This window comes from Curtobacterium guangdongense, from assembly GCF_049341845.1.
Lineage (GTDB): Bacteria > Actinomycetota > Actinomycetes > Actinomycetales > Microbacteriaceae > Curtobacterium > Curtobacterium guangdongense.
This window is the reverse complement of the sequence record NZ_JBMPIT010000003.1, coordinates 346,050-365,935: the sequence shown is the minus strand read 5'-3', so window position 1 is coordinate 365,935 and position 19,886 is coordinate 346,050. Positions and strand designations below refer to the sequence as shown.

Annotated in this window: 22 protein-coding genes; 17 read left to right on the top strand and 5 right to left on the bottom strand. The window is 71.0% G+C overall.

The window, feature by feature from the left end:
- Positions 1-4: 4 nt before the first annotated feature.
- The 7 genes from ACO0E1_RS06315 to ACO0E1_RS06285 all read left to right on the top strand — a co-directional run bounded on the left by ACO0E1_RS06315 (position 5) and on the right by ACO0E1_RS06285 (position 5,819).
- Positions 5-700 (top strand): alpha/beta fold hydrolase, encoded by a 696-nt coding sequence (locus ACO0E1_RS06315; RefSeq protein WP_422873415.1) that lies wholly within the window; start codon positions 5-7, stop codon positions 698-700.
- A gap of 331 nt (positions 701-1,031) precedes the next feature.
- Complete coding sequence (gene rpmB / locus ACO0E1_RS06310) at positions 1,032-1,268, top strand: 50S ribosomal protein L28 (protein ID WP_022903747.1); 237 nt, start codon at positions 1,032-1,034, stop codon at positions 1,266-1,268.
- Entirely contained in the window at positions 1,268-1,438 is a 171-nt protein-coding gene (gene rpmG, locus ACO0E1_RS06305; RefSeq protein WP_056123557.1) for a 50S ribosomal protein L33, read from the top strand. Before rpmB ends, rpmG begins: the two co-directional genes overlap by 1 nt.
- Before the next feature lie 2 nt (positions 1,439-1,440).
- Positions 1,441-1,746, top strand: coding sequence for a 30S ribosomal protein S14 (rpsN, locus tag ACO0E1_RS06300; protein WP_071299872.1), 306 nt, complete (start codon positions 1,441-1,443; stop codon positions 1,744-1,746).
- 333 nt (positions 1,747-2,079) lie between these two features.
- Positions 2,080-2,367 carry an HU family DNA-binding protein gene (locus ACO0E1_RS06295; RefSeq protein ID WP_022908191.1) on the top strand — a complete coding sequence of 96 codons (288 nt, stop codon included), beginning with the start codon at positions 2,080-2,082 and terminating at the stop codon, positions 2,365-2,367.
- A gap of 111 nt (positions 2,368-2,478) precedes the next feature.
- On the top strand, positions 2,479-4,509 hold the full coding sequence (locus ACO0E1_RS06290) for a bifunctional copper resistance protein CopD/cytochrome c oxidase assembly protein (RefSeq protein ID WP_422873414.1): 2,031 nt from the start codon (positions 2,479-2,481) through the stop codon (positions 4,507-4,509).
- A complete protein-coding gene (locus ACO0E1_RS06285; protein WP_422873413.1) occupies positions 4,506-5,819 on the top strand; it encodes an ATP-dependent DNA helicase in 1,314 nt (437 codons plus the stop codon). Before ACO0E1_RS06290 ends, ACO0E1_RS06285 begins: the two co-directional genes overlap by 4 nt.
- Before the next feature lie 92 nt (positions 5,820-5,911).
- On the opposite strand, the gene ACO0E1_RS06280 is transcribed toward ACO0E1_RS06285, so the two are convergent.
- Positions 5,912-6,361: a DUF4383 domain-containing protein gene (locus tag ACO0E1_RS06280; protein ID WP_422873412.1), complete on the bottom strand. Its 450-nt coding sequence runs from the start codon at positions 6,359-6,361 to the stop codon at positions 5,912-5,914.
- A 289-nt stretch (positions 6,362-6,650) separates the two neighbouring features.
- Between ACO0E1_RS06280 and ACO0E1_RS06275 the strand changes: the two genes are divergently transcribed.
- From ACO0E1_RS06275 to ACO0E1_RS06265, 3 genes are all read left to right on the top strand, one after another.
- Positions 6,651-7,565: a phosphatase PAP2 family protein gene (locus ACO0E1_RS06275; protein WP_422873411.1), complete on the top strand. Its 915-nt coding sequence runs from the start codon at positions 6,651-6,653 to the stop codon at positions 7,563-7,565.
- 104 nt (positions 7,566-7,669) lie between these two features.
- Entirely contained in the window at positions 7,670-9,955 is a 2,286-nt protein-coding gene (locus tag ACO0E1_RS06270) for an Ig-like domain-containing protein (protein ID WP_422873410.1), read from the top strand.
- Positions 9,952-10,875, top strand: coding sequence for a DUF4436 family protein (locus ACO0E1_RS06265; protein WP_422873409.1), 924 nt, complete (start codon positions 9,952-9,954; stop codon positions 10,873-10,875). Before ACO0E1_RS06270 ends, ACO0E1_RS06265 begins: the two co-directional genes overlap by 4 nt.
- Here ACO0E1_RS06265 and ACO0E1_RS06260 read toward each other — a convergent pair.
- Positions 10,872-11,342 (bottom strand): hypothetical protein, encoded by a 471-nt coding sequence (locus ACO0E1_RS06260; RefSeq protein WP_422873408.1) that lies wholly within the window; start codon positions 11,340-11,342, stop codon positions 10,872-10,874. The genes ACO0E1_RS06265 and ACO0E1_RS06260 overlap by 4 nt on opposite strands.
- Before the next feature lie 213 nt (positions 11,343-11,555).
- On the opposite strand from ACO0E1_RS06260, the gene ACO0E1_RS06255 reads away from it, so the two are divergent.
- The gene (locus tag ACO0E1_RS06255) at positions 11,556-12,695 is read left to right on the top strand and encodes a CE1758 family FMN-dependent luciferase-like monooxygenase (RefSeq protein ID WP_422873407.1); all 1,140 of its coding nucleotides are present in this window, start codon (positions 11,556-11,558) and stop codon (positions 12,693-12,695) included.
- Between the two features lie 148 nt (positions 12,696-12,843).
- Here ACO0E1_RS06255 and ACO0E1_RS06250 read toward each other — a convergent pair whose 3' ends face one another.
- The gene (locus ACO0E1_RS06250) at positions 12,844-13,242 is read right to left on the bottom strand and encodes a DMT family transporter (protein ID WP_422873406.1); all 399 of its coding nucleotides are present in this window, start codon (positions 13,240-13,242) and stop codon (positions 12,844-12,846) included.
- A gap of 2 nt (positions 13,243-13,244) precedes the next feature.
- Positions 13,245-13,559, bottom strand: a complete 315-nt coding sequence (locus tag ACO0E1_RS06245) for a DMT family transporter (RefSeq protein WP_422873405.1) — start codon at positions 13,557-13,559, stop codon at positions 13,245-13,247.
- Positions 13,560-13,639: 80 nt separating this feature from the next.
- On the opposite strand from ACO0E1_RS06245, the gene ACO0E1_RS06240 reads away from it, so the two are divergent.
- The 5 genes from ACO0E1_RS06240 (at position 13,640) to ACO0E1_RS06220 (ending at position 18,187) form a co-directional block, all read left to right on the top strand.
- The gene (locus ACO0E1_RS06240; protein WP_422873404.1) at positions 13,640-14,218 is read left to right on the top strand and encodes a TetR/AcrR family transcriptional regulator; all 579 of its coding nucleotides are present in this window, start codon (positions 13,640-13,642) and stop codon (positions 14,216-14,218) included.
- A gap of 144 nt (positions 14,219-14,362) precedes the next feature.
- Complete coding sequence (locus tag ACO0E1_RS06235) at positions 14,363-15,382, top strand: permease (RefSeq protein ID WP_422873403.1); 1,020 nt, start codon at positions 14,363-14,365, stop codon at positions 15,380-15,382.
- Positions 15,369-16,163: a TIGR03943 family putative permease subunit gene (locus tag ACO0E1_RS06230; protein ID WP_422873402.1), complete on the top strand. Its 795-nt coding sequence runs from the start codon at positions 15,369-15,371 to the stop codon at positions 16,161-16,163. Before ACO0E1_RS06235 ends, ACO0E1_RS06230 begins: the two co-directional genes overlap by 14 nt.
- Complete coding sequence (locus ACO0E1_RS06225) at positions 16,153-17,562, top strand: hypothetical protein (protein ID WP_422873401.1); 1,410 nt, start codon at positions 16,153-16,155, stop codon at positions 17,560-17,562. Before ACO0E1_RS06230 ends, ACO0E1_RS06225 begins: the two co-directional genes overlap by 11 nt.
- Positions 17,563-17,572: 10 nt before the next feature.
- Positions 17,573-18,187 carry a GNAT family N-acetyltransferase gene (locus ACO0E1_RS06220; protein WP_422873400.1) on the top strand — a complete coding sequence of 205 codons (615 nt, stop codon included), beginning with the start codon at positions 17,573-17,575 and terminating at the stop codon, positions 18,185-18,187.
- Positions 18,188-18,335: 148 nt separating this feature from the next.
- On the opposite strand, the gene ACO0E1_RS06215 is transcribed toward ACO0E1_RS06220, so the two are convergent.
- On the bottom strand, positions 18,336-19,382 hold the full coding sequence (locus ACO0E1_RS06215; protein WP_422873399.1) for an NAD(P)-dependent alcohol dehydrogenase: 1,047 nt from the start codon (positions 19,380-19,382) through the stop codon (positions 18,336-18,338).
- 307 nt (positions 19,383-19,689) lie between these two features.
- Between ACO0E1_RS06215 and ACO0E1_RS06210 the strand changes: the two genes are divergently transcribed.
- Complete coding sequence (locus ACO0E1_RS06210) at positions 19,690-19,854, top strand: hypothetical protein (RefSeq protein WP_402727949.1); 165 nt, start codon at positions 19,690-19,692, stop codon at positions 19,852-19,854.
- The last annotated feature ends 32 nt before the right edge of the window (positions 19,855-19,886 follow it).

The window sequence follows — 19,886 nt, the reverse complement described above, 5'->3', positions numbered from 1 at the left end:
CGCCATGCACGTGATCCTGGTGCCGGGCTTCTGGCTCGAAGCGGACGCGTGGGACGAGGTGCTGCCCGTCCTCCGCGAGGCCGGTCACTCCGTCGAGGCCCTCACCCGCGACGGGGACACGCTCGACGAGCAGGTCGCCGCCATCGTCGAGCGGCTCGACGACGTCGCGACCGCGGACGAGCCGGTCGCGCTCGCGGGACACTCCGGCGCCGGGCCGATCGCGTACATGGCTGCGGACCAGCGTCCGTCGCTCGTCGGGCACCTGCTGTACGTCGACACCTTCCCAGGCCCGTCCGGCGGCTGCGTCAACGACGAACTGCCGGTCGTGGACGGCGTCGTGCCCCTGCCGCCGTGGGACTTCTGGGAGCCGGCGACCCTGCGGGGGATGACACCATCGATCCGGGAGGCGTTCGAGCACCGCGCGATCCCGGAGCCCGCCCGGCTCCCGGTCGACCGCTTCCACTACGCGGACGCGGCTCGGCACACGATCCCGGCGACGGTGATCACGTGCGAGATCCGGCCGTCGGAGCTCGCGACCATGGTCGCGGACGACCAGGCGTGGGCGGCGGAGCTCGTCGCGACCGAGGAACTGACCATCGTCGGACTCGACACCGGCCACTGGCCGATGTTCACGGCGCCGAGGCAGCTCGGCGAGCTGCTCGTCCAGGCGTTGGCACCGAGACCCACGGACGGTCCGTAGCCGGACGGGAGGCCCTGCCTCCGTCCGGAACGCAGGTGCGGCCCGTGGACGTGACCACCTGCAGGGCCGCGGTCGCGTCGCGGAGCCGAGCCGAGCCTCCAGACCGGAGGCCGACTTGCGACACGCCCGGCCGTCCCGTAATGTGGATGGCTGGTCCGCGCCCGCGCGGGCCCAGTTGTTCAGCCCTCCTGCCGTCGCGAACGCCGCGGCCGGATCGGGCGGCACGCACACCCCCCTCGCAGAACCACCGTCGGTGGCGACGCGCGTGCGTGCCAGGCAAGTGACCTTGGGTGTGGCCGATCGGCCGCACGGTACTCAACAGGAGGAAACCATGGCAGCAGTGTGCCAGGTGACCGGAGCCACCCCCGGCTTCGGACACAACATCTCGCACTCGCACCGCCGGACGAAGCGCCGCTTCGACCCGAACGTGCAGAAGAAGACGTACTACGTGCCCTCGCTTCGTCGTAACGTCACGCTCACGCTCAGCGCAAAGGGCATCAAGGTCATCGACGCACGCGGCATCGAGTCCGTCGTCAAGGACCTCCTCGCCCGTGGGGAGAAGATCTGATGGCCAAGAAGGGTCAGGACGTTCGTCCGATCATCAAGCTCCGCTCCACGGCGGGCACCGGGTTCACCTACGTGACCAAGAAGAACCGTCGCAACAACCCGGACCGTCTCGTGCTGAAGAAGTACGACCCGGTGGTCCGCAAGCACGTCGACTTCCGTGAGGAGCGCTAAGCATGGCGAAGAAGAGCAAGATCGCGAAGAACAACCAGCGCGCCGAGATCATCGCGCGCTACGCCGACCGTCGTCTCGAGCTGAAGAAGGCCCTCGTGGACCCGAACGGCACGGACGAGTCGCGTGAGGCCGCTCGCGTGGGGCTGCAGAAGCTCCCCCGCGACGCCTCGCCGATCCGCTACCGCAACCGCGACGCCATCGACGGCCGCCCCCGTGGCCACCTCGGTGAGTTCGGCATCAGCCGTGTCCGCTTCCGCGACATGGCCCACCGTGGCGAGCTCCCCGGCATCACGAAGAGCTCCTGGTAAGCACTCGCTTCCCGAACGCCCCGTCACCCTCACCGGTGGCGGGGCGTTCGTCGTTCGCGGGTGAGCTCGCGGTGCGGGCACGGCCCGCTTGCGGTCTGCTCGCGGTTCGCTCTCGGGGGACAAGTTCGTCACATTCGTCACATCTGTCACTCCAGCACCTCAACAAGCCCGGAAATCCGGGCGAGTCGGCAGGTTTCGTCCCACCCTGCTGGTAGTTTCAACTCCGGTTCCGCCGGGCTCCGGCCCGCTGGTCCGAAGCACCGGGCAACCGCCCGGGGCAACGGGCGCCGCGTGCGTCCGACCGATACGCAAGAAGTCCGAGGAGGACATCCAATGGCTGACAAGTCACTGAACCGCACCGAGCTCGTCGCGGCCGTCGCCGCCGAGTCCGGCCAGAGCCAGGCCACCGTCAACGGCGTCGTCGACGCACTCTTCAGCGTCGTCTCGGGCTCCGTCGCCGACGGCACGAAGGTCACGATCCCCGGTTGGATCGCCTTCGAGAAGACGCACCGTGCCGCCCGCACCGGCCGCAACCCGCAGACGGGTGAGGCCATCGAGATCGCCGCGAGCGACTCGGTCAAGGTCAGCGCCGGCTCGAAGCTCAAGGCTGCGGTCAAGTAGGACTGCTCCGGCACGAAGGGGACGGCGTTTCGCCGTCCCCTTCGTCGTTCGTTCTCCACATCTGCCGCCGGCGATTCTGCCGGGGGTCGGGCGCGCCCGTAGGCTGTCCTGGTGAACCGGATCGCACGTGTCAGCGGCCCAGCCGTGCTCGTGCTGGTCGCGTTCGTCGCGGTCCTCGTCGCCCTCGTGATCGGCGGGGGAGCGAACGCCGCCCTCATCGCCGACCCCGGCGCCGTCGTGCGGTTCGGGCTCCCGATCGCCCGGGTCTTCGTGGACCTGTCCGCCGCCGCCACGATCGGCGGACTCGCCTTCGCGACCGTCGGCCTCTCGCGCACCGCCCCCGAGTGGAACCGGGCGATCGACGTCGCCGCCGCTTCGGCCGGCGTGTGGACGGTCGCCTCGGCCGTCACGACCTTCTTCACGTTCCTGAGCGTCGCCGGGTCGAAGGTCAGCCTCGACGAGCAGTTCGGGCAGTCGATGGGGGTCTTCCTCACCGGCACCGACCTCGGCCTCGCCTGGCTGGTCACCGTCCTCGTCGCCGCCGCGGTCACCGTGCTGTGCTTCGCCGTCCGGTCGCGGGGCATGGTCGCGCTCACCGCCGGCGTCTCGATGATCGGCCTCATCCCACTCGCGCAGCAGGGGCACGCCGCCGGCACGGCAAGCCACGACGCCGCCGTCACGGCCCTCGGGTTGCACCTCGTCGGTGCGGCGCTCTGGATCGGCGGGCTGCTCATGCTGGTGCTCGTCCGCGGGGTCGTGCCCGCCGACCGTCTGGCACCGCTCGTCGGGCGGTACTCGAGCATCGCGCTCGGGTGCTTCGTGCTCGTCGCCGTGTCCGGGGTCGCCTCCGCGCAGATCCGGGTCGGCGCGCTGTCGAACCTGTTCACCCCGTACGGCGTCCTGATCCTCGTGAAGATCGGAGCGATCGTCGCCATGGGGGTGCTCGGCGCGGTGCAACGCCGTCGGACGATCGCCTCGCTCGTGTCGACGCCGAGTCGATCGCGTCCGTTCTGGCTCCTCGTCGTCGTGGAACTCGCAGTGATGGGAGTCGCGTCCGGGTTCGCCGCGGCGCTCGGTCGCACGGCCACCCCGGTCGACCAGATCGCGTTGAGCAAGACGACGAACCCGTCCCCGGCGGAGCTCCTCACCGACGACCTCCTTCCGCACGCCCCGGGCACCTGGGGCTGGTTGACGTCCTGGAACCTCGACCTGTTCTGGCTGATGGCGGCCGTCCTGCTCGCGTCGACGTACGCGGCCGGGGTCGTCCGCCTGCGTCGTCGGGGCGTGTCGTGGCCGGCCCGCCGTTCCGTGGCCGCAGCGATCGCGATCGTGTGCCTGGTCGTCGCGACTTCCGGCGCGCTGCACGACTACGACCGCTTCCTGGTCTCCGCGAACGTCGGTGCGCACGTGCTCCTCGGGCTCGTCGTGCCCGGGCTCGTCTGGGCGTCGGCGCCCGTCCAGCTCATCCGTGCCGCGGTGCTGCCGCGTGACGACGACAGCACGGGTGTCCGCGAGTGGACGGACGTCATCGTCGACCACCCCGCCGTCCGGTACCTCGCGCAACCGTTCCCCGCGTTCCTGCTGCTCGCTGGCATCTGGTGGGCCTTCCTCGGCACCCAGGCCCTGCGCTGGTCCACGAGCGACCCGACCGGACGCACCGTCATCGACGCGGTGTTCCTGCTCGTCGGGCTCCTGGCACTCCCGACGCTCCTCACGCCGATCGCCGCTGGCGCCAGGACGCCGTCGTGGCCTGCGTTCCTCGTGCGTGCCGTCGGCGCAGTCGTCGTCGCCGCGGGGCTGGTGTCGCTCGGCATCGCGATGCAGGGCCCCCTCGGGCTGCTGCAGGCGTCGTGGTTCGGTGCGATGGGTCGCACGTGGGGCCCTGACCCCCTGATCGACCAGGCCCGAGCCGGTGTCGTGCTCGTCGTCGCCGGCGTCCTGCTGCTCGTGACGGTGCTCGTCGTCGGGCTCGTCCGGGTGCGGCGGGGCCGGGGGGTGGCCGGTGCCGGTCAGCTGCAGCACCCCGAAGTGGACACGGAACCGCGCACCGCCCCGGTTCGAGGTCCGGAACACGGTTCCGTGCAGACGGCGGACGACGACTTCGACGACGTCAGCGCGGACTCCGAGGCGAGCACCCCGTGAGCGTCGAGCTCAGCGCCGAGCAGCGGGCCGTCTTCGAGTACATCGAGTCGACGCGCGACCACGTGTTCATCACCGGCCGCGCCGGCACCGGGAAGTCGACGCTGCTGAACCACCTGGCGTGGAACACCGAGAAGCAGGTCGTGATCTGCGCACCGACCGGGGTCGCCGCGCTCAACGTCGGCGGCCAGACGATCCACTCGTTGTTCCGGCTGCCGATCGGGCTCATCGCCGACGCCGAACTGCGACAGGGACCGGAGACCCGCAAGCTCCTCAACACGATGGACACCCTGGTCATCGACGAGGTCTCGATGGTCAACGCCGACCTGCTCGACGCGATGGACCGCTCGCTCCGCAAGGCCCGCGGGCGTCAGTTCGAGGCGTTCGGCGGGGTGCAGGTCGTCATGTTCGGCGATCCGTACCAGCTGCCCCCGGTCCCCGGAGATTCCGACGAGCGTGCTTACTTCACGGACCACTACCGGTCGTTGTGGTTCTTCGACGCGAAGGTGTGGCTCGAAGCCGAGCTCAACATCATCGAGCTCGCGACCGTGCACCGACAGCGGGACGACGCCTTCGCTGCGATGCTCACCGCGGTGCGGCACGGACGGGTCACCGCGGACATCGCGAATCGCCTGAACGAAGCGGGAGCTCGGCCGGCGCCGGACGACGCCATCACGCTCGCCACCAGGAACGACACCGTCGCGAAGATCAACAAGGCTGCGCTCGACCGACTGCCCGGCGCCACGAAGACCGCCAGGGCGGACGTCAACGGCGACTTCGGTGGGCGGAACTTCCCCGCGGACGAAGCCCTCGAGCTCAAGCCGGGGGCGCACGTGATGTTCCTCCGCAACGACCCGGACCAGCGCTGGGTGAACGGCACGCTCGGGATCGTGCAGACCATCCGCGACACCGTGTGGGTCGACGTCGACGGGGAGTCCTTCGAGGTGCAGCCGTCGGTGTGGGAGAAGTTCAAGTACTCCTACGACGCGGACAAGAAGGAGCTGAAGAAGGACACGGTGGGGGAGTTCCAGCAGTTCCCCCTGCGTCTGGCCTGGGCGGTCACCATCCACAAGTCGCAGGGCAGCACCTACGACCGGGCCGTGGTCGACCTCGGCAACCGGGTGTTCAGCGCCGGGCAGACGTACGTCGCGCTGTCGCGGCTGACCTCGCTCGAGGGGCTCTACCTGAGCCGACCGCTGCGCCCGCAGGACATCATCGTGGACCTCGACGTCCGGCGCTTCATGTCAGAGGCGCCGCGCATCGTCGCCACGCAGCTCGAGGCCCCGAAGGACACGAGCGCACCCGAGTCCTGACGCGCCGAACTCCCGCGACGTCCGCCCCACCCCACACACGACGACGCCCGCCTGCCGAGCGGCAGACGGGCGTCGTGGTGGCGCGGAAGGCGTCAGGCGTTCGCCGAGGCGCGGAGCGCGCGGATGTTCTGCTTGTCGGCACCGAGCGCGGTGAGCAGCAGGACCACGCCGACGATGGCGTTGAAGACGTTGTCGGCGGTGTTCAGCGCGAAGACGTTGGCCGAGGTGTTCACGAACACGAAGCCGTACACCGCGAGCACGATCAGCACGACGCCCACGAGGAGGTTGACGTTGCGGGACCCGATCGTGTTGCCGAGTCCGACGATGAAGAGCGCTGCAGCGAGGATCGTCCACAGGAACGCGAGTGCCGGGTTCACCTGGAAGGCGTTCCAGAGCATGCCGCCCGAGTCGCCGAAGAACGCGTGGCCACCGTCGCCGGCGAAGAAGAAGCCCAGGACGCCCCAGATGAAGAGCAGGGTGCCGACGGTCAGCGCCAGCCCGCGGTTCGGCGATGCGATGATGCTCGGTTCCTTGACGGCCACTTCGGTCTCCTCTTCTTGCGCCACGAGACTCGTCGTGGCTGGATCCTGCGGCGCAGTGCGCCCAGCGCGGGTGGGCACTGCCTGCCGCAACAGGCCGATCGGGCCCTGGCTCCCAGGTTTCGACCGGCCCGACAACGGTATCGTGTCGGACCCCGACCGACCCAATCGATCGGACCCCGACCGACCCGATCGCACGGCCGACGATCCGCCCGAGCGACCACCGGTCCGCAGCGCCGTGACGAGGCGCACCACCAGGCCCGCGACGACGACCCCGAGGAGGACGATCCCCGTGAGCCGCACGCCGGAGCGCACCGCGTCCGATCCGCGCGACGACGGGCGCGGACCGAGTGTCTCGCGCCGGTTCCGGTGGGCTGTGCTGTCGGCTCTGGGGTTCGTGATCGTGCCTCTCGTCTACGCGGTCGCCGTGCTGACGCCGCTCGGGCAACGGGTCGAGGACTCTGCGCTCGGCGGGGTCCGGGAGACCGACCTGTTCGGGTCGGACACCGCACTCAACGTCATCTCGGTCCCGGTGATCCTGCTGCTGGTCGTGGTGATCGCCGCCGTCGCGTTCGCACGGAGGCGGCTCGCCGTCGGGCTGGCGGCGGGTGTGGTGGTGCTCGCCTCGGCTGGCACCTCCACGCTCCTCAAGCGTATCGCCGTGCGCCCGGAGATCGCCGGGTCCACGACGCCGAACTCGTTCCCGTCCGGTCACGCGACGATCGCGATGGCGGCGTTGTTCGCGGTCCTGATGGTCACGCCGCGTCGGTTCCGGCCGATCGTGCTGCTCCTCGGCGCCGCGTACGCGGTGTTCGTGGCGAACCAGACGGTGGTCTACGGCTGGCACCGGGTGAGCGACATCGTCGGCGCATGTGCGGTCGCGTTGTTCTGGGTGGGGCTGGTCCGTGCCGTCGGACCACTCGTCGACCGTGGTGCGCGTGGGGACCGGGACGGCCGCCGGGGTCCTCGTCGGGTGGTGACGGCGGTGCTGCTGGTCTCGACGGGGGTGACGCTCGCCGTGGGGATCGCCGCGCTCGTGCTCGCGGTGACGAACGGCAGCGGACACGACCACGACGCGATGCTCGTCGCGGGGCGGATGGCGTCGTCGGTGAGCGTGCTCCTCGCGGTGACCGCGGTGTGGCTCGCGGACGGTATGCACCACACCGCCCCCACGACGAACACCAAGGGGCTGCCCGCGCCCGTGTGAGCACGCCGTATCACAGCCGGGTAACGCGTCGGCCGGAGGCCGCGCTTTCCGACTAGCGTTCCTCGTGTCAGCGGCGTCGGGACAAGCCGCGGACGAGGGGAAGCATGCGGGCGCAGGACACCGCGGGGACGACACGTCGCCGCCAGCGGACGCTCGCCGCTGCGCTCGGAGTCGTCCTCGCGATCGCTGCCGTCGTCATCCCGAGCGCACCCGCGAACGCCATGACCCAGGTCGGCCCGGTGCCCTCCGGTGTGCCGGGCGCGCAGGTGGTGGCGACCGTCCAGAACCAGACCGGCGGCACCGGGAACTGGACGATCACCGCGCCGCCGCAGACCCGCATCACCGCCGCCGCGACCAAACCGGGGACCGGCCTCGCGCCCTTCACCTGCACACCGTCCGCAGACGGCACGTCCGCCGCGTGCGGGAACCTCTTCTGGGGAGCACCGAACACCGTCGACGTGCAGCTCGTGATCGACGCGGACGCGACGCTCGGCACGAAGACCGGCAGCTCCGCCATCGTCCCGGTCGATCCGGCCGCCCCGTACTCGATCACCGTCGTCGCGCCGGCGGCCCCCGGTGCCCCGACCATCACCGCACCCGGCGACGGCAGCGAGTCCATCGCCGCCCAGCCGACGATCACCGGCACGAAGACGGCCGGGAACGCCGCGAGCGTCGCACTCGACGGCGTCCAGCTCTGCTCACCGCCGGCCGACGCCACGACCACCTGGTCGTGCGACCCGAGCGACCCGCTCACGGTCGGTGAGCACACGGTCACAGCGACGCAGACCGACCGGTTCGGCCAGGTCTCGCCGACGGCGACGAGCACGTTCACCGTCCTCGCACCAGCAGCGTTCTCGATCACGCAGTCCGGCGCCGAACGGCTCATTCCCACACAACCGGCGACCCGCACCGTGACGATCGCGAACGGCGGTGACGGTGAAGCCCGCGGTGTCGTGTTCACGGCAGGCCTCGGTGGCTTCCCGGCGACGACGTGCCGAGTGGGCAGCACCGCGGTCGACTGCGCAGCGCTCCCGAGCGGCGTCCCCGTCGGCACGATCGCCCCCGGCGCATCCGCGACGGTGACGATCACCGGCGCTGCGCCGACGGGCACCGCCCCCGGCACTTCCTACCTGATCGCCACGAGCGCCGCGTCGACGACGGCGTCCGTCTCGCCGGTCGACTCCGACGGCTCGCTCGAGGTCGTCGCGCCTCCGGCTCCCGGCTTCACCCAGCCGGTCGCCGGTTCCTCGACGCCCGAGCGTCGACCCGGCATCTTCGGCAACGGCGCCGTCGGGGGCGGCCGGGTCACCGTGATGCTCGGCCCGACGGTGGTCTGCGCCGCGACCGCCGGCGAGGACGGCATCTGGTCCTGCACCGCGGACCAGCCGCTGCCGTACGGCTCGGTGACCCTCACCGTGACCGAGGCCTTCGGTGGCCTCACATCTGCTGCTGGCTCACGCACGTTCACGGTGCTCCGTCCGGTCGTCCCCGCCCCGCCGGGAGGCTCGGTGCCACCGCCCAGCGCGGGCTCCGGTCCCGCAGGTGGCGGCTCCACGGCTCCGACCGGCCCCGCAGGACCGGCCGGCGGCGGGAGCGCGGCAGGCGGCGGCGTCGGTAGCGGTTCCCCGGGTGGGAGCGCGCCCGCACCGTCCACTCCGGCTCCGTCTGCTCCGGCCCCGAGCACGCCCGGTTCGGGATCCGGAAGCAGTGACGGAGACGGCAGCGGCGGCGGGACCGGTGGAGACGCCGGGGCCGGATCGGGCAACGGAGCGCTCCCGATGGACCTGCGGTTCGGGACGCAGCGGATCATGCCGGGAACGGTCGCCGACATGCGCGGCACCCTCGGCCCGAACGGCTCCGGCGCGACGGTGGCGATCACGTTCTCGGCCCGCATGAGCACCGGCATGGTCTACCGGAACGTCGACGTCGCGGTCGACGAGGAGCCGGTCGACTGCTCGGTCGCGACGACCACGTTCTCGTGCCTGATCCCGCTCGACCCCGGCAAGCAGGCCGACGTGGCGATCCGGGTGTTCGCCGACGCCGTGAACGCACCGGACACCGCCGTGCAGCAGATCCAGGTGGCGTCGAACCGGTCGTCGCAGGCCAACGCGATGACGGTGACCACCGCGGTCGCGAAGGGCGAGACCGAGGCGTCCCAGCTCGCCGACCAGATCACCACGTTCAACGTCACCGAGTTCCCCGGCGCGATGGTGCCCCTCCTCGCGATGCTGCTCTTCGCGCTCGCCGCCACGGTGGCGGGCCGCCGGTCGACCGGCGGGAGCCCCACGGCGCCGGTGGCGACCGGCCCACCGACGGGAGCCGACCCACCGGGCGGCACCACAGCCTCCAGTCCGATCCGACCTGACGACCAGTCCGGGAGCAACCGATGACGCAGACGACCGAAGCCCCGCCGGAACGGCGTACCCGACGCAATCCCGCGCCGATCATCCTGCTGGTCGCGGTGGTGCTGCTGGCGGTGTACTACGTCGTGATCGGGCTCTCCGGAGCGCTGAAGACCACGACCACCGTGCCGGTGTCCGGGCCGAACGACCGGACCGGCAACTACATGTCGCTGCGGATGAGCGTGCAGGACGTCGACCTGTCGAACCGGGTGATGCAGGCGAACGTGCTGCCGATCCCGCACGGGGACTTCGTCGGCGACAAGGCAGGTGAGATCTCGGAGCCGCTGCGCATCGAGGTGTCGAGCGGCGGCGTGACGACGAGTGTCGTGACGTTCCCCGGCCAGTCCGTGGTGGACGCGACCTCGTTGACGCTGACGCTCGACCGCGGTGACACCTCGTACCCGTTCGACCAGCCGTTCGCGAACTTCCAGCTCAGCGTGCAGAACGACGACACCGGTCGAGCGGTGCCCTTCCAGGTCGACATGTCGAACTCCGCGCGGCCGTGGAACATGCAGGCCGAGCGCTCCGGTGCCGAGCAGCAGGACGGTCGCACGCTGGTCCCGATGCAGATCGACGGACACCGCGACGCGCTGAGCATCGTGATCGTGTCGTTCTACATCCTCGCGATCCTGTTCACGACGCTGATGGCGGTCGTCACGGTCGGCAGTGCGATCCTCCGACGGAAGCTGGAGTTCGCGAACGTGATCTGGTTGAGCGCGACGCTGCTGTCGTTCCCGGCACTGCGGTCCGCGATGCCGGGTGCGCCGCCGATCGGGACGACGCTCGACTTCGTGTTCCTGTTCCCGTGTCTGGCGCTCGTCGCGATCATGTTCGTCTGGACCGGCGCGTACCTGTTGTGGCGGGAATCGAAGGTGCTGCGCGGCCGGGTGATCGAGGACGACGCCTAGCCGCGCTGCCCGTCCGCCGGCTGCGGCTCGTCGGCGTGGTGCAGGGTCCGGAGGATCCGCCGGGCGATCCGTGCTTCCTCGTCGGAACCGAGTTCGTCGCGCACGGCACGGACGGAGAGGCCGAGGATCTCGGCGATCTCGGACGGCGCGACGTTGAGCTCGGTGAGACGGGCGACCAGGGCGACGCGGTCGTCGGCGACGGACTCCTCGAGCACCCGGGCCTCCGCGCGCATCGCCCGTGCGCGCTCGCTCGCGCACCGGACGGTGGCGATGCGCGTGGCGGTCGAGGGGTCGCCGACGACGAACTCGATGCGCGGGGTCTCGCCCGCGAAGTCGTGCACCATCGTGCGGTGCTGGACGACGACGTCGTCGAGCCATGCGCCGTGGTGTTCGATCGCCGGGTAGTCGACGCAGCGCAGCACCCATTCGTCGTCGACGAGTGCGGCTGTCGAGGTGATGGTCGTCACGGTGGAACCTCGTCCTGATCAGCGAACCTGGTGAGGGGTTCCGGTTCGACGCTACGCGGATCGGCGGGCTCCCGCGGTCGGCAGTTCGGCGGACAGGAGCGGCCCGATGCTCGGTCGCGTGGCGGGCCGGCTCCTCGCGGGAATACCGTGGGGTGCGCTACGTTGTACCCGGCAGTTCGATGCAAACGCATTGATCTCACGGAAGGCGGCATCATGCAGTTCGGCATCTTCACGGTCAGTGACGTCACGACCGACCCGACCACGGGGACCACTCCGGACGACACGCAGCGCGTCCGCGACATCATGACGATCGCCGAGCACGCCGACCAGGCCGGGCTCGACGTCTTCGCCACGGGTGAGCACCACAACCCGCCGTTCGTCGCGTCCTCGCCGACGACGATGCTCGGCTACCTGGCCGGGCGGACGAAGCACATCACGCTCTCGACGTCGACGACCCTCATCACGACGAACGACCCGGTGCGCATCGCGGAGGAGTACGCGATGCTCCAGGTGATCTCCGACGGCCGCATGGACCTGATGATGGGGCGGGGCAACACCGGCCCGGTCTACCCGTGGTTCGGGCAGGACATCCGGCAGGGCGTGAACCTGGCGATCGAGAACTACGCGCTGGTCCGCCAGCTGTGGGAGAACGAGGTCGTCAACTGGCAGGGCAAGTTCCGCACGCCGCTGCAGGGCTTCACCTCGACACCGCGTCCGCTCGACGGTGTCGCGCCGTTCGTCTGGCACGGCTCGATCCGCACGCCGGAGATCGCGGAGCAGGCCGCCTACTACGGTGACGGCTTCTTCCACAACAACATCTTCTGGCCGATCGAGCACACCGCGCAGATGGTCGGCCTCTACCGGCAGCGCTTCGAGCACTACGGGCACGGTGCCGCGAGCCAGGCGATCGTCGGGCTCGGCGGGCAGTTCTTCGCGCGCAAGAACTCGCAGGACGCGATCGCCGAGTTCCGCCCGTACTTCGACAACGCCCCGGTCTACGGGCACGGGCCGTCGATGGAGGACTTCACCGAGCAGACCCCGCTGACCGTCGGGTCGCCGCAGCAGGTCATCGACCGGTACGCGGCGATGAAGGACAGCGTCGGGCACTACCAGCGCCAGCTCTTCCTCGTCGACCACGCGGGCCTGCCGCTCAAGACGGTCCTCGAGCAGATCGACATCCTCGCGTCGGACATCGTGCCGGAGCTCCGCAAGATCAACGACGAGGGGCGCCCGGCAGGCGTGCCGTCGAACCCGCCGTCGCACGCGGAGCGTGTCGCCGCCGCCCGCGCAGCGGGCACGGTCGGCACCGACCACGTGGCCGCGGTCGACGAGTGGACCGGCGCGTCGGTCTGACCGAACCATCCGCATGAATGGAGGCTCGGTGCCAGCTGGCGCCGAGCCTCCCGTCCGTCGGTGGTTCCCACCCATCACACGTGCAGTGGAAAGCCGAATCGCGCGTAGGTGGTGGGAAAAACCGACCTCCTACGCGCGATTCGACTTCCTACGCGCGATTCGACCGGGTGGGGGAGGCGGGGGTGGGCGTCGGCACGGGAGTGGGAGCGGGCGCGGCGGGCGCAACCGGGCGTGCTGGGAGGAGCTTCAGGCCGACGACGCAGCCGACGATGCCGGCGATGAACACCAGGCGGAGCACCGTGACGGGCTCGGCGCCGGTGGCCATGCCCCAGAGCACCGTGAGTGCCGCGCCGGTCCCCGTCCACACCGCGTACGCCGTGCTGATCGGGATGTGCTTCAGGACGTAGCCGAACGCGACGAGGCTGATCACGATCGTGATGGCGAAGACGATGGTCGGCTGGAGCCGGGTGAAGCCATGGCTCTGGCCGAGCGCGGTCGCCCAGACGGTCTCGAGCGCGGCACTGACGAAGAGGACGATCCACGCCATCGCTAGCTCACCACCTTGAGTCCGACGACGCACGCCACCAGGCCGAGCACCAGGGCGACCCGGCCGAACGACGCGACTTCCTGCTTCCGGGCGATCGCGACGAGCACCGTGAGCGACGCACCGATGCCGACCCACACCGCGTAGGCCGTGCCGACCGGGATCGCCGTCATCGCGTAGGCCAGGCCGGCCATGCTCGCGGCCATGCCGAGGACGAAGACGATCGTCGGCACCACCTTCTTGAACCCGTTCGACGCGCCGAGTGCGGTCGCCCACACTGCTTCGAGCACGCCGGAGAGGACCAGGACGATCCAGGTCATGACGCTTCCTCCCGATAGTCGCACGACTGTGCGACACGACCTTTCTAGCACGAGTCGCACAGTCGTGCCAGAATGTTCGGGTGACGCGCAGCATCGACCTCGAGGAACGGCGCCGCACCGTGTCCGAGGCTGCCTGCCAGGTGCTGGCACGGGACGGCCTCGGTGCGCTGAGCGTCCGGAACGTCGCGGCCGAAGCCGGTCTCCCGCCGAGCACCGTCCGCTACGTGTTCCCCACGCAGGCGAGCGTCCGGGAGCACGCGCTGAACCTCGTCTTCGACGGCACCGCTGCCCGTATCGACGCGCTGCCCGCCTCGCTCGGTGGCGCGGACTTCGCGCACGCGGTCCTCGTCGAGCTGCTGCCCCTCGACGAGGAGCGCCGCATCGAGCTCGACGTGTACCTCGCGCTCGGGACGGCGGCCCTGACGGACCCCGAGCTCCGTCCGTTCCACGACCGGCTCGTCGACGAGATGCGGCAGTGGTGCGTGCGGATCCTCGACGCCGTCGGCGTCCCCGCGGCGGACACGGAGTACGAGACGCGGCGGCTGCACGCCCTGGTCGACGGGCTCGCGTTGCACGTGGTGCGGCTCGACCCGGCCGGCGACGCCACGTGGGCGATCGACCTGCTCGACCGCCACGTCGCCGCGCTGGTTGCGGGCTGACGCGGCCGGGGACCCGCACCGAACCGTGACCCGGACACCGAACCGCGTCCGTCGGCGGTTGCGTGTCCGGAACGAGGTTCGCTGACGCGACCCGCCGCCGCGCCGCCCCGCGCCCCCGCCACCCCCGTCGCCTATCCTGAGCCGGTGACGACGCGCACCACCACGCCGCCGCAGCAGCGTGCCCGGACCCTGACCGGCCCCGGTCTCGTGCTGCTCGCCGTCGTCGTGCTGCTCGGCATCCGGCTCGCCACCCCGGCCGTCGGCACCGCCGGGCTCCCCGACGTCGTGCAGGACTTCCTCACGCTCGCGATCAGCGTCGTCGTGGAGTCCCTGCCGTTCGTCGTGCTCGGCATCGTGCTCTCGATCGTCGTCGAGGTGTGGGTCCCGCACGGCGCCCTCGAGCGCATCCTCCCGAGTCGCCCGATGCCCCGTCGCGCGGTGATCTCCCTGATCGGCATGCTCTTCCCGGTGTGCGAGTGCGGCAACGTCCCCCTCGCCCGCGGCCTCATGCTCCGCGGGTTCACCCCGGCGGAGGCGGTCACGTTCCTCGTCGCGGCCCCGATCCTCAACCCGCTCGTCATCGTCAGCACCGCCCAGGCGTTCGGCTGGTCCGGGTGGATCCTGCCCGTGCGGATCGTCGGCGGCTTCGTCGTCGCGAACCTCGTCGGCTGGATCGTCGCCGCGCACCGACGCCCCGCGGACCTGCTCCTCCCCGCGTTCGAGGCCCGCTGCCGCGCCGCGATCGGCGCCGCCGCTCCGACCAACCGCTGGCGGGAGAGCGCCGCCCAGTTCGGCGGGGAGACCGCCACGATGATGCCGGCGCTCTTCGTCGGTGCCGGGCTCGCGGCGGCGATCCAGGTCGCGGTACCGCGGAGCACCCTCGTCGCGATCGGGTCGAACCCCGTGCTCTCCGTGCTCGCGATGATGCTCCTCGCGATGACGGTGTCGCTCTGCTCGAACGTGGACGCCTTCTTCGCGCTGTCGTTCGCCTCGACGTTCCTGCCCGGTTCGATCACGGCGTTCCTCATCATCGGGCCGATCATCGACGTGAAGATGATCGCCCTGCTCCGCACGACCTTCCGCGCGCGGTTCCTCGTGCTGCTCGCCGTCGTGTGCGTCCTGTTCGCCCTCGCCGTGGGGTTGGTGATGAATGTCCTCGTCTGAATCGCGGAGGCCCGCGTTCCTCGGCCTCGGCTCCGTCCTCGCCGTCGCGCTCTGCACCCTCTGGCTCGCCGTCGCCGGGCACCTCGACCTGTACATCAACCCCCGCTACGCGGTGTTCACGATCGTCCTCGCGGCTGTCGCCGTGCCCGCGTCGATCGCCGGGCTCGTCGTGGTCGCGCGGGGAGCCGGACACACGCACGACCACGCGGGTCCGGACGACGCACCGGTCGCCCGGCCTGGAGGCTCGGCTCGGCTCGTGCGCGCCACGCTCGGTGGCATCGCGGCCGCGATCACGATCGGGGTCACCGTGGCCATGCTGGTCCTGCCCCCGGCGACGCTGTCGGCGCGGACCGCGCAGCAGCGGAGCGTGGACTCCGCGACGCTGTCGAACGCCACCGGGTCGAACGGCACCGTGTCGCTCCTCGGCAGCGAGTCGGTCGACACGTCCGGGTACGGCGTGAAGGACTGGGCAGCGCTCATCCGGCAGACCACCGACACGAGCTCCCTCGTCGGCAAGCGGGTCACCCTCACCGGGTTCGTCGTCCCCGGATCGGACGGCTCGTTCACCCTCACCCGGTTCGTGATCAGCTGCTGCGCCGTCGACGCACAGCCGGTCGGCCTCGGGGTGACCACCGACGGCGCCGTCCCGGCCGAGAACGAGTGGGTGACCGTCACCGGAGCCCTCGCCGCGAACCCCGACCAGTCCGCCGACGCCCGGATCGTCATCAAGGCCGCCGCCGTCAAGCGGGTCGACCAGCCGAAGGACCCGTATGAGTACTGAGCCCGGACGGCGCCGCCCGGTCGCGCACCGGTTCCGGCGTCGGTTCACGGCCGTCGTGCTCGTGCTCGTCGTGGTGGCGGCACTCGCCGCGGTGGTCGGGTCGCAGCAGGGCCCGCGGCTGAAGTCGGTGTCCTACGACGCGAGCGGCATCGTCTCCCGCCCGGCGCAGCGCGTGATCATCACGGCGAACCAGGCGCTCCAGAAGGTGTCCGCGGACGACGTCCGGGTCTCGCCGGCCGCGGCCCACACCGTGACGTCGAGCGGCAACACCGTCGCCGTCGAGTTCGCCGGCCCGCTCGCCTACGACCGGTCGTACACCGTGACCGTCGCCGGGGCGCGGGCACCAGGGCAGCGTGCGACCGCTGACCTGCGTGCGACGATCCGCACCGGGACCACCGACGTGCTCGCCCTCGTCCCGGGCACCGACGGCGCGAAGGACCGCATCGTGCGGCGCTCGCTCGACGCCTCGGGCGCGACCACCGTCTACCAGGGGACGGGTATCACCGAGTACGTCCGCCTGAGCCGGTTCCTCGTCGTGCTGAGCGACTCCGGCGTCGGCGACTCCCGGATCGACGTCGTGACGCTGCGGAACGGCGTCGAGGACCCCGACGCGCCGGTCGAGCACCTCACGCTCCCGACCTCGGAGGGGCACGCGAGCGCGCTGCACGCCGCGGACGACGGGGCGTCCTTCGGGTTCCAGTACGCGGACACGTCGACGGGGCAGTCGAAGGACGTCGGGTTGTACGTCGTCGACATGACGGGCACCCACATGCCCGAGGCGATCGCGGCCGACGGCAAGCCCACCACCGGAGCCGTGCCGATGACCGTCAGCCAGTGGGCCTACGTCCCGCGCACCGAGAGCGCCCTGGTCCGCACGGCCGCCGACGAGCTGTTCCTCGTCGACATGAGCGGTCGGGCCGCCCTCGTGCGGCTCGGCTCCGCCACCTACCTGCACGGCTTCGTCGGCACGGGCACCACCGCGGTCGTCGAGTCCGGTACCGGGATCGAACGCGTGGACCTGACCGACGGCAAGCGGACCGCGATCGTCGCACCCGCCGCGAGCACGGACGCGCCGTACCTCGGGCGGATCGCCCAGCTGACGGACGACACGTACCTGCGCACGGTGGGCGACGTCCGAGGTGACGGGACGATCGCCAGCCGCATCGTGCGCGTGGACGGGAGCCGAGCCTCCCGTCTGCCCGTGACCATCCCGGACGACGCGAGCCTGACGGCGGTCTGCCCGTCGCCGAACGGCCAGTTCGTCGCGGTCGCGACGAAGTCGCCGACCGGCGCGCTCGTCAGCATCGTCGATGCGACGTCCGGCGCGCTCGAGGCGAGCACCGTCGGTGAGGACGTCGACTGGTGCGGCGCCCTGCCGAGCGGCGACGAGGTCGGATAGCGTCGACCCGATGCATGCAGCGGTCGTCGAGCGGTGGGTCGCCGGGTGGGCCCGGTCACGGTCGATGCCGTTCGAGGCGGACGGCAGCGGCTGGCACGTCACCGTCGGCGCGGAGACCCGGCTGGACGAGTACGTCGTCGCGGAGCCGTCCGGGGTCGAGGCGCTGCGGCTCGCCCGCGCCGTGGCGCCGCGGTACACGAGCTGGCTCACGATCGTGGGCGGCATCGCGCCGGACGCACTGACCGCACTCGGCTCGCTCGACCGGATGGCCAGGCCGGGCACCGTGATGGAGGCTCGGCTCGCGCCCGTCCCGATGCCGGCGGACGTCGTGGTGGACACCGTCGGCGGGGTGGCGTTCCTGCGGATCGAGGTGGACGGGGTCCCCGCTGCGCGCGGCCAGGTCGCGCTGGTCGGCCGCGACGCGGTGTTCGACTGCATCGAGACCGAGGAGCAGTACCGACGGCGGGGTCTCGGCGGGCGGATCGTGGCCGGTCTGACGTCGTGGGCGGTGTCGCAGGGCGCGGACACCGGGCTGCTGGTGGCCTCGGACGAGGGCCGGGCGCTCTACCGCACCCTGGGGTGGCGCGACGTGGCCCCGGCGGTGACCTACCGAGGCTTCGCCTGAGCGTCTGTTGCCGAATCGCGCGTGGGCCGAAGCGCGCGTGGTGGGCCGAATCGCGCGTAGGAAGCCGAAACGCGCGTAGGAGGCCCGTTGTTCGGACTTCCTACGCGCGAATCGGCTTCCCATTGCACCCGTTGTGGGTGCGAACGGACTACGCCAGCGTCGCCGCGTCGATGACGAAGCGGTAGCGGACGTCCGAGTTCAGGACGCGCTCGTAGGCCTCGTTGATCTGGTCGGCGCTGATGAGCTCGGTCTCCGGCAGGATCCCCTTCTCGGCGCAGAAGTCGAGCATCTCCTGGGTCTCGCGGATGCCGCCGATGGCCGAACCGGCCCAGCTGCGACGGTGTCCGATGAGGGAGAACGCGGGGACCTCGAGGGGCTCCGCCGGGGCACCGACGTTGACGATCGTGCCGTCGACGGCGAGGAGGCCCAGGTAGGCGCCCATGTCGATCTTCGCCGACACCGTGTTGATGATCAGGTCGAACGAGCTGGCCAGCTGCTCGAAGGTCGCAGCGTCCTTCGTCGCGTAGTGGGCCTTCGCGCCGTAGCGGAGCGAGTCGGCTTCCTTCGACGTGGTCTGCGACAGGACGGTGACCTCGGCGCCCAGGGCGACGGCGATCTTCACGGCCATGTGGCCGAGGCCGCCCATGCCGACGACGGCGACGCGCTTGCCGGGGCCGGCCTTCCAGTGGTGCAGCGGCGAGTAGGTGGTGATGCCGGCGCAGAGCAGCGGCGCGACCTTCTCGATGTCGAGCGACTCGGGGACGCGGAGGACGAAGTCCTCGTTCACGACGACGGCCTGCGAGTACCCGCCCTGGGTGATCGAGCCGTCGGCCGGGTCGACGCCCGCGTAGGTCTGGATGTTGCCCTTGAGGCAGTACTGCTCCTCGCCGGCGAGGCAGTTCTCGCACTCGCCACAGGAGTTCACCATGCAGCCGACGCCGACGCGGTCGCCGACCTTGTGCTTGGTGACGTTCTCGCCGACGGACGAGACGTGGCCGACGATCTCGTGACCGACGACCTGCGGGTACTGGATGGGACCCCACTCGCCACGGACGGTGTGGATGTCCGAGTGGCAGATACCGGCGTAGGCGATGTCGATCTCGACGTCGTTCGGGCCGAGGTCACGACGGGTGATCGTGGTCTTGACGAGCGGTTCGGTGGCGGACGGTGCCGCGTACGCGTTGACGGTGCGCAATGGTCTCCTCGTGGGGTTGCGGACGGGCCGTCTCCGGCCCGCGGTCGGGCCGCTTCCGGCCCGCAGACCATCGTGCCCGGTGGAGCGCTCCCGTGGGGGGTACGGACAGGGCACCCCGGAGCGGGAAGACCGCGTCCTCGTCCGGAACACGCACGCCCTTCGACAGCGCCCGATCCGGACCGTACGGTTGCTGTACCGAGTCGAAACGAATCCGTCGTCACGATGCCGTCCGCGTCCTGCGGATCCCTGGCACAGCGGAGCGACCTCGGGAGACACCGGGCCAGTGGCCCACGAAGGGCTGGTCCTGATGACCGCCACATCCGCATCCCTGCCGTCCCACGAGTGGCACCGCCGAGGCCTCCGTTCCCCGTCCGAGATCGCCGCACTCGTCGAGGCACGTCTCGGGCACCCCATGCTCGCGGTCGTCGACGAGCCCACGTACGCCGACTTCCTCCGGGCTCCCGCCGCCTGACACCGGCGGTCGCCGCGTCGCCGGCGCCGTCG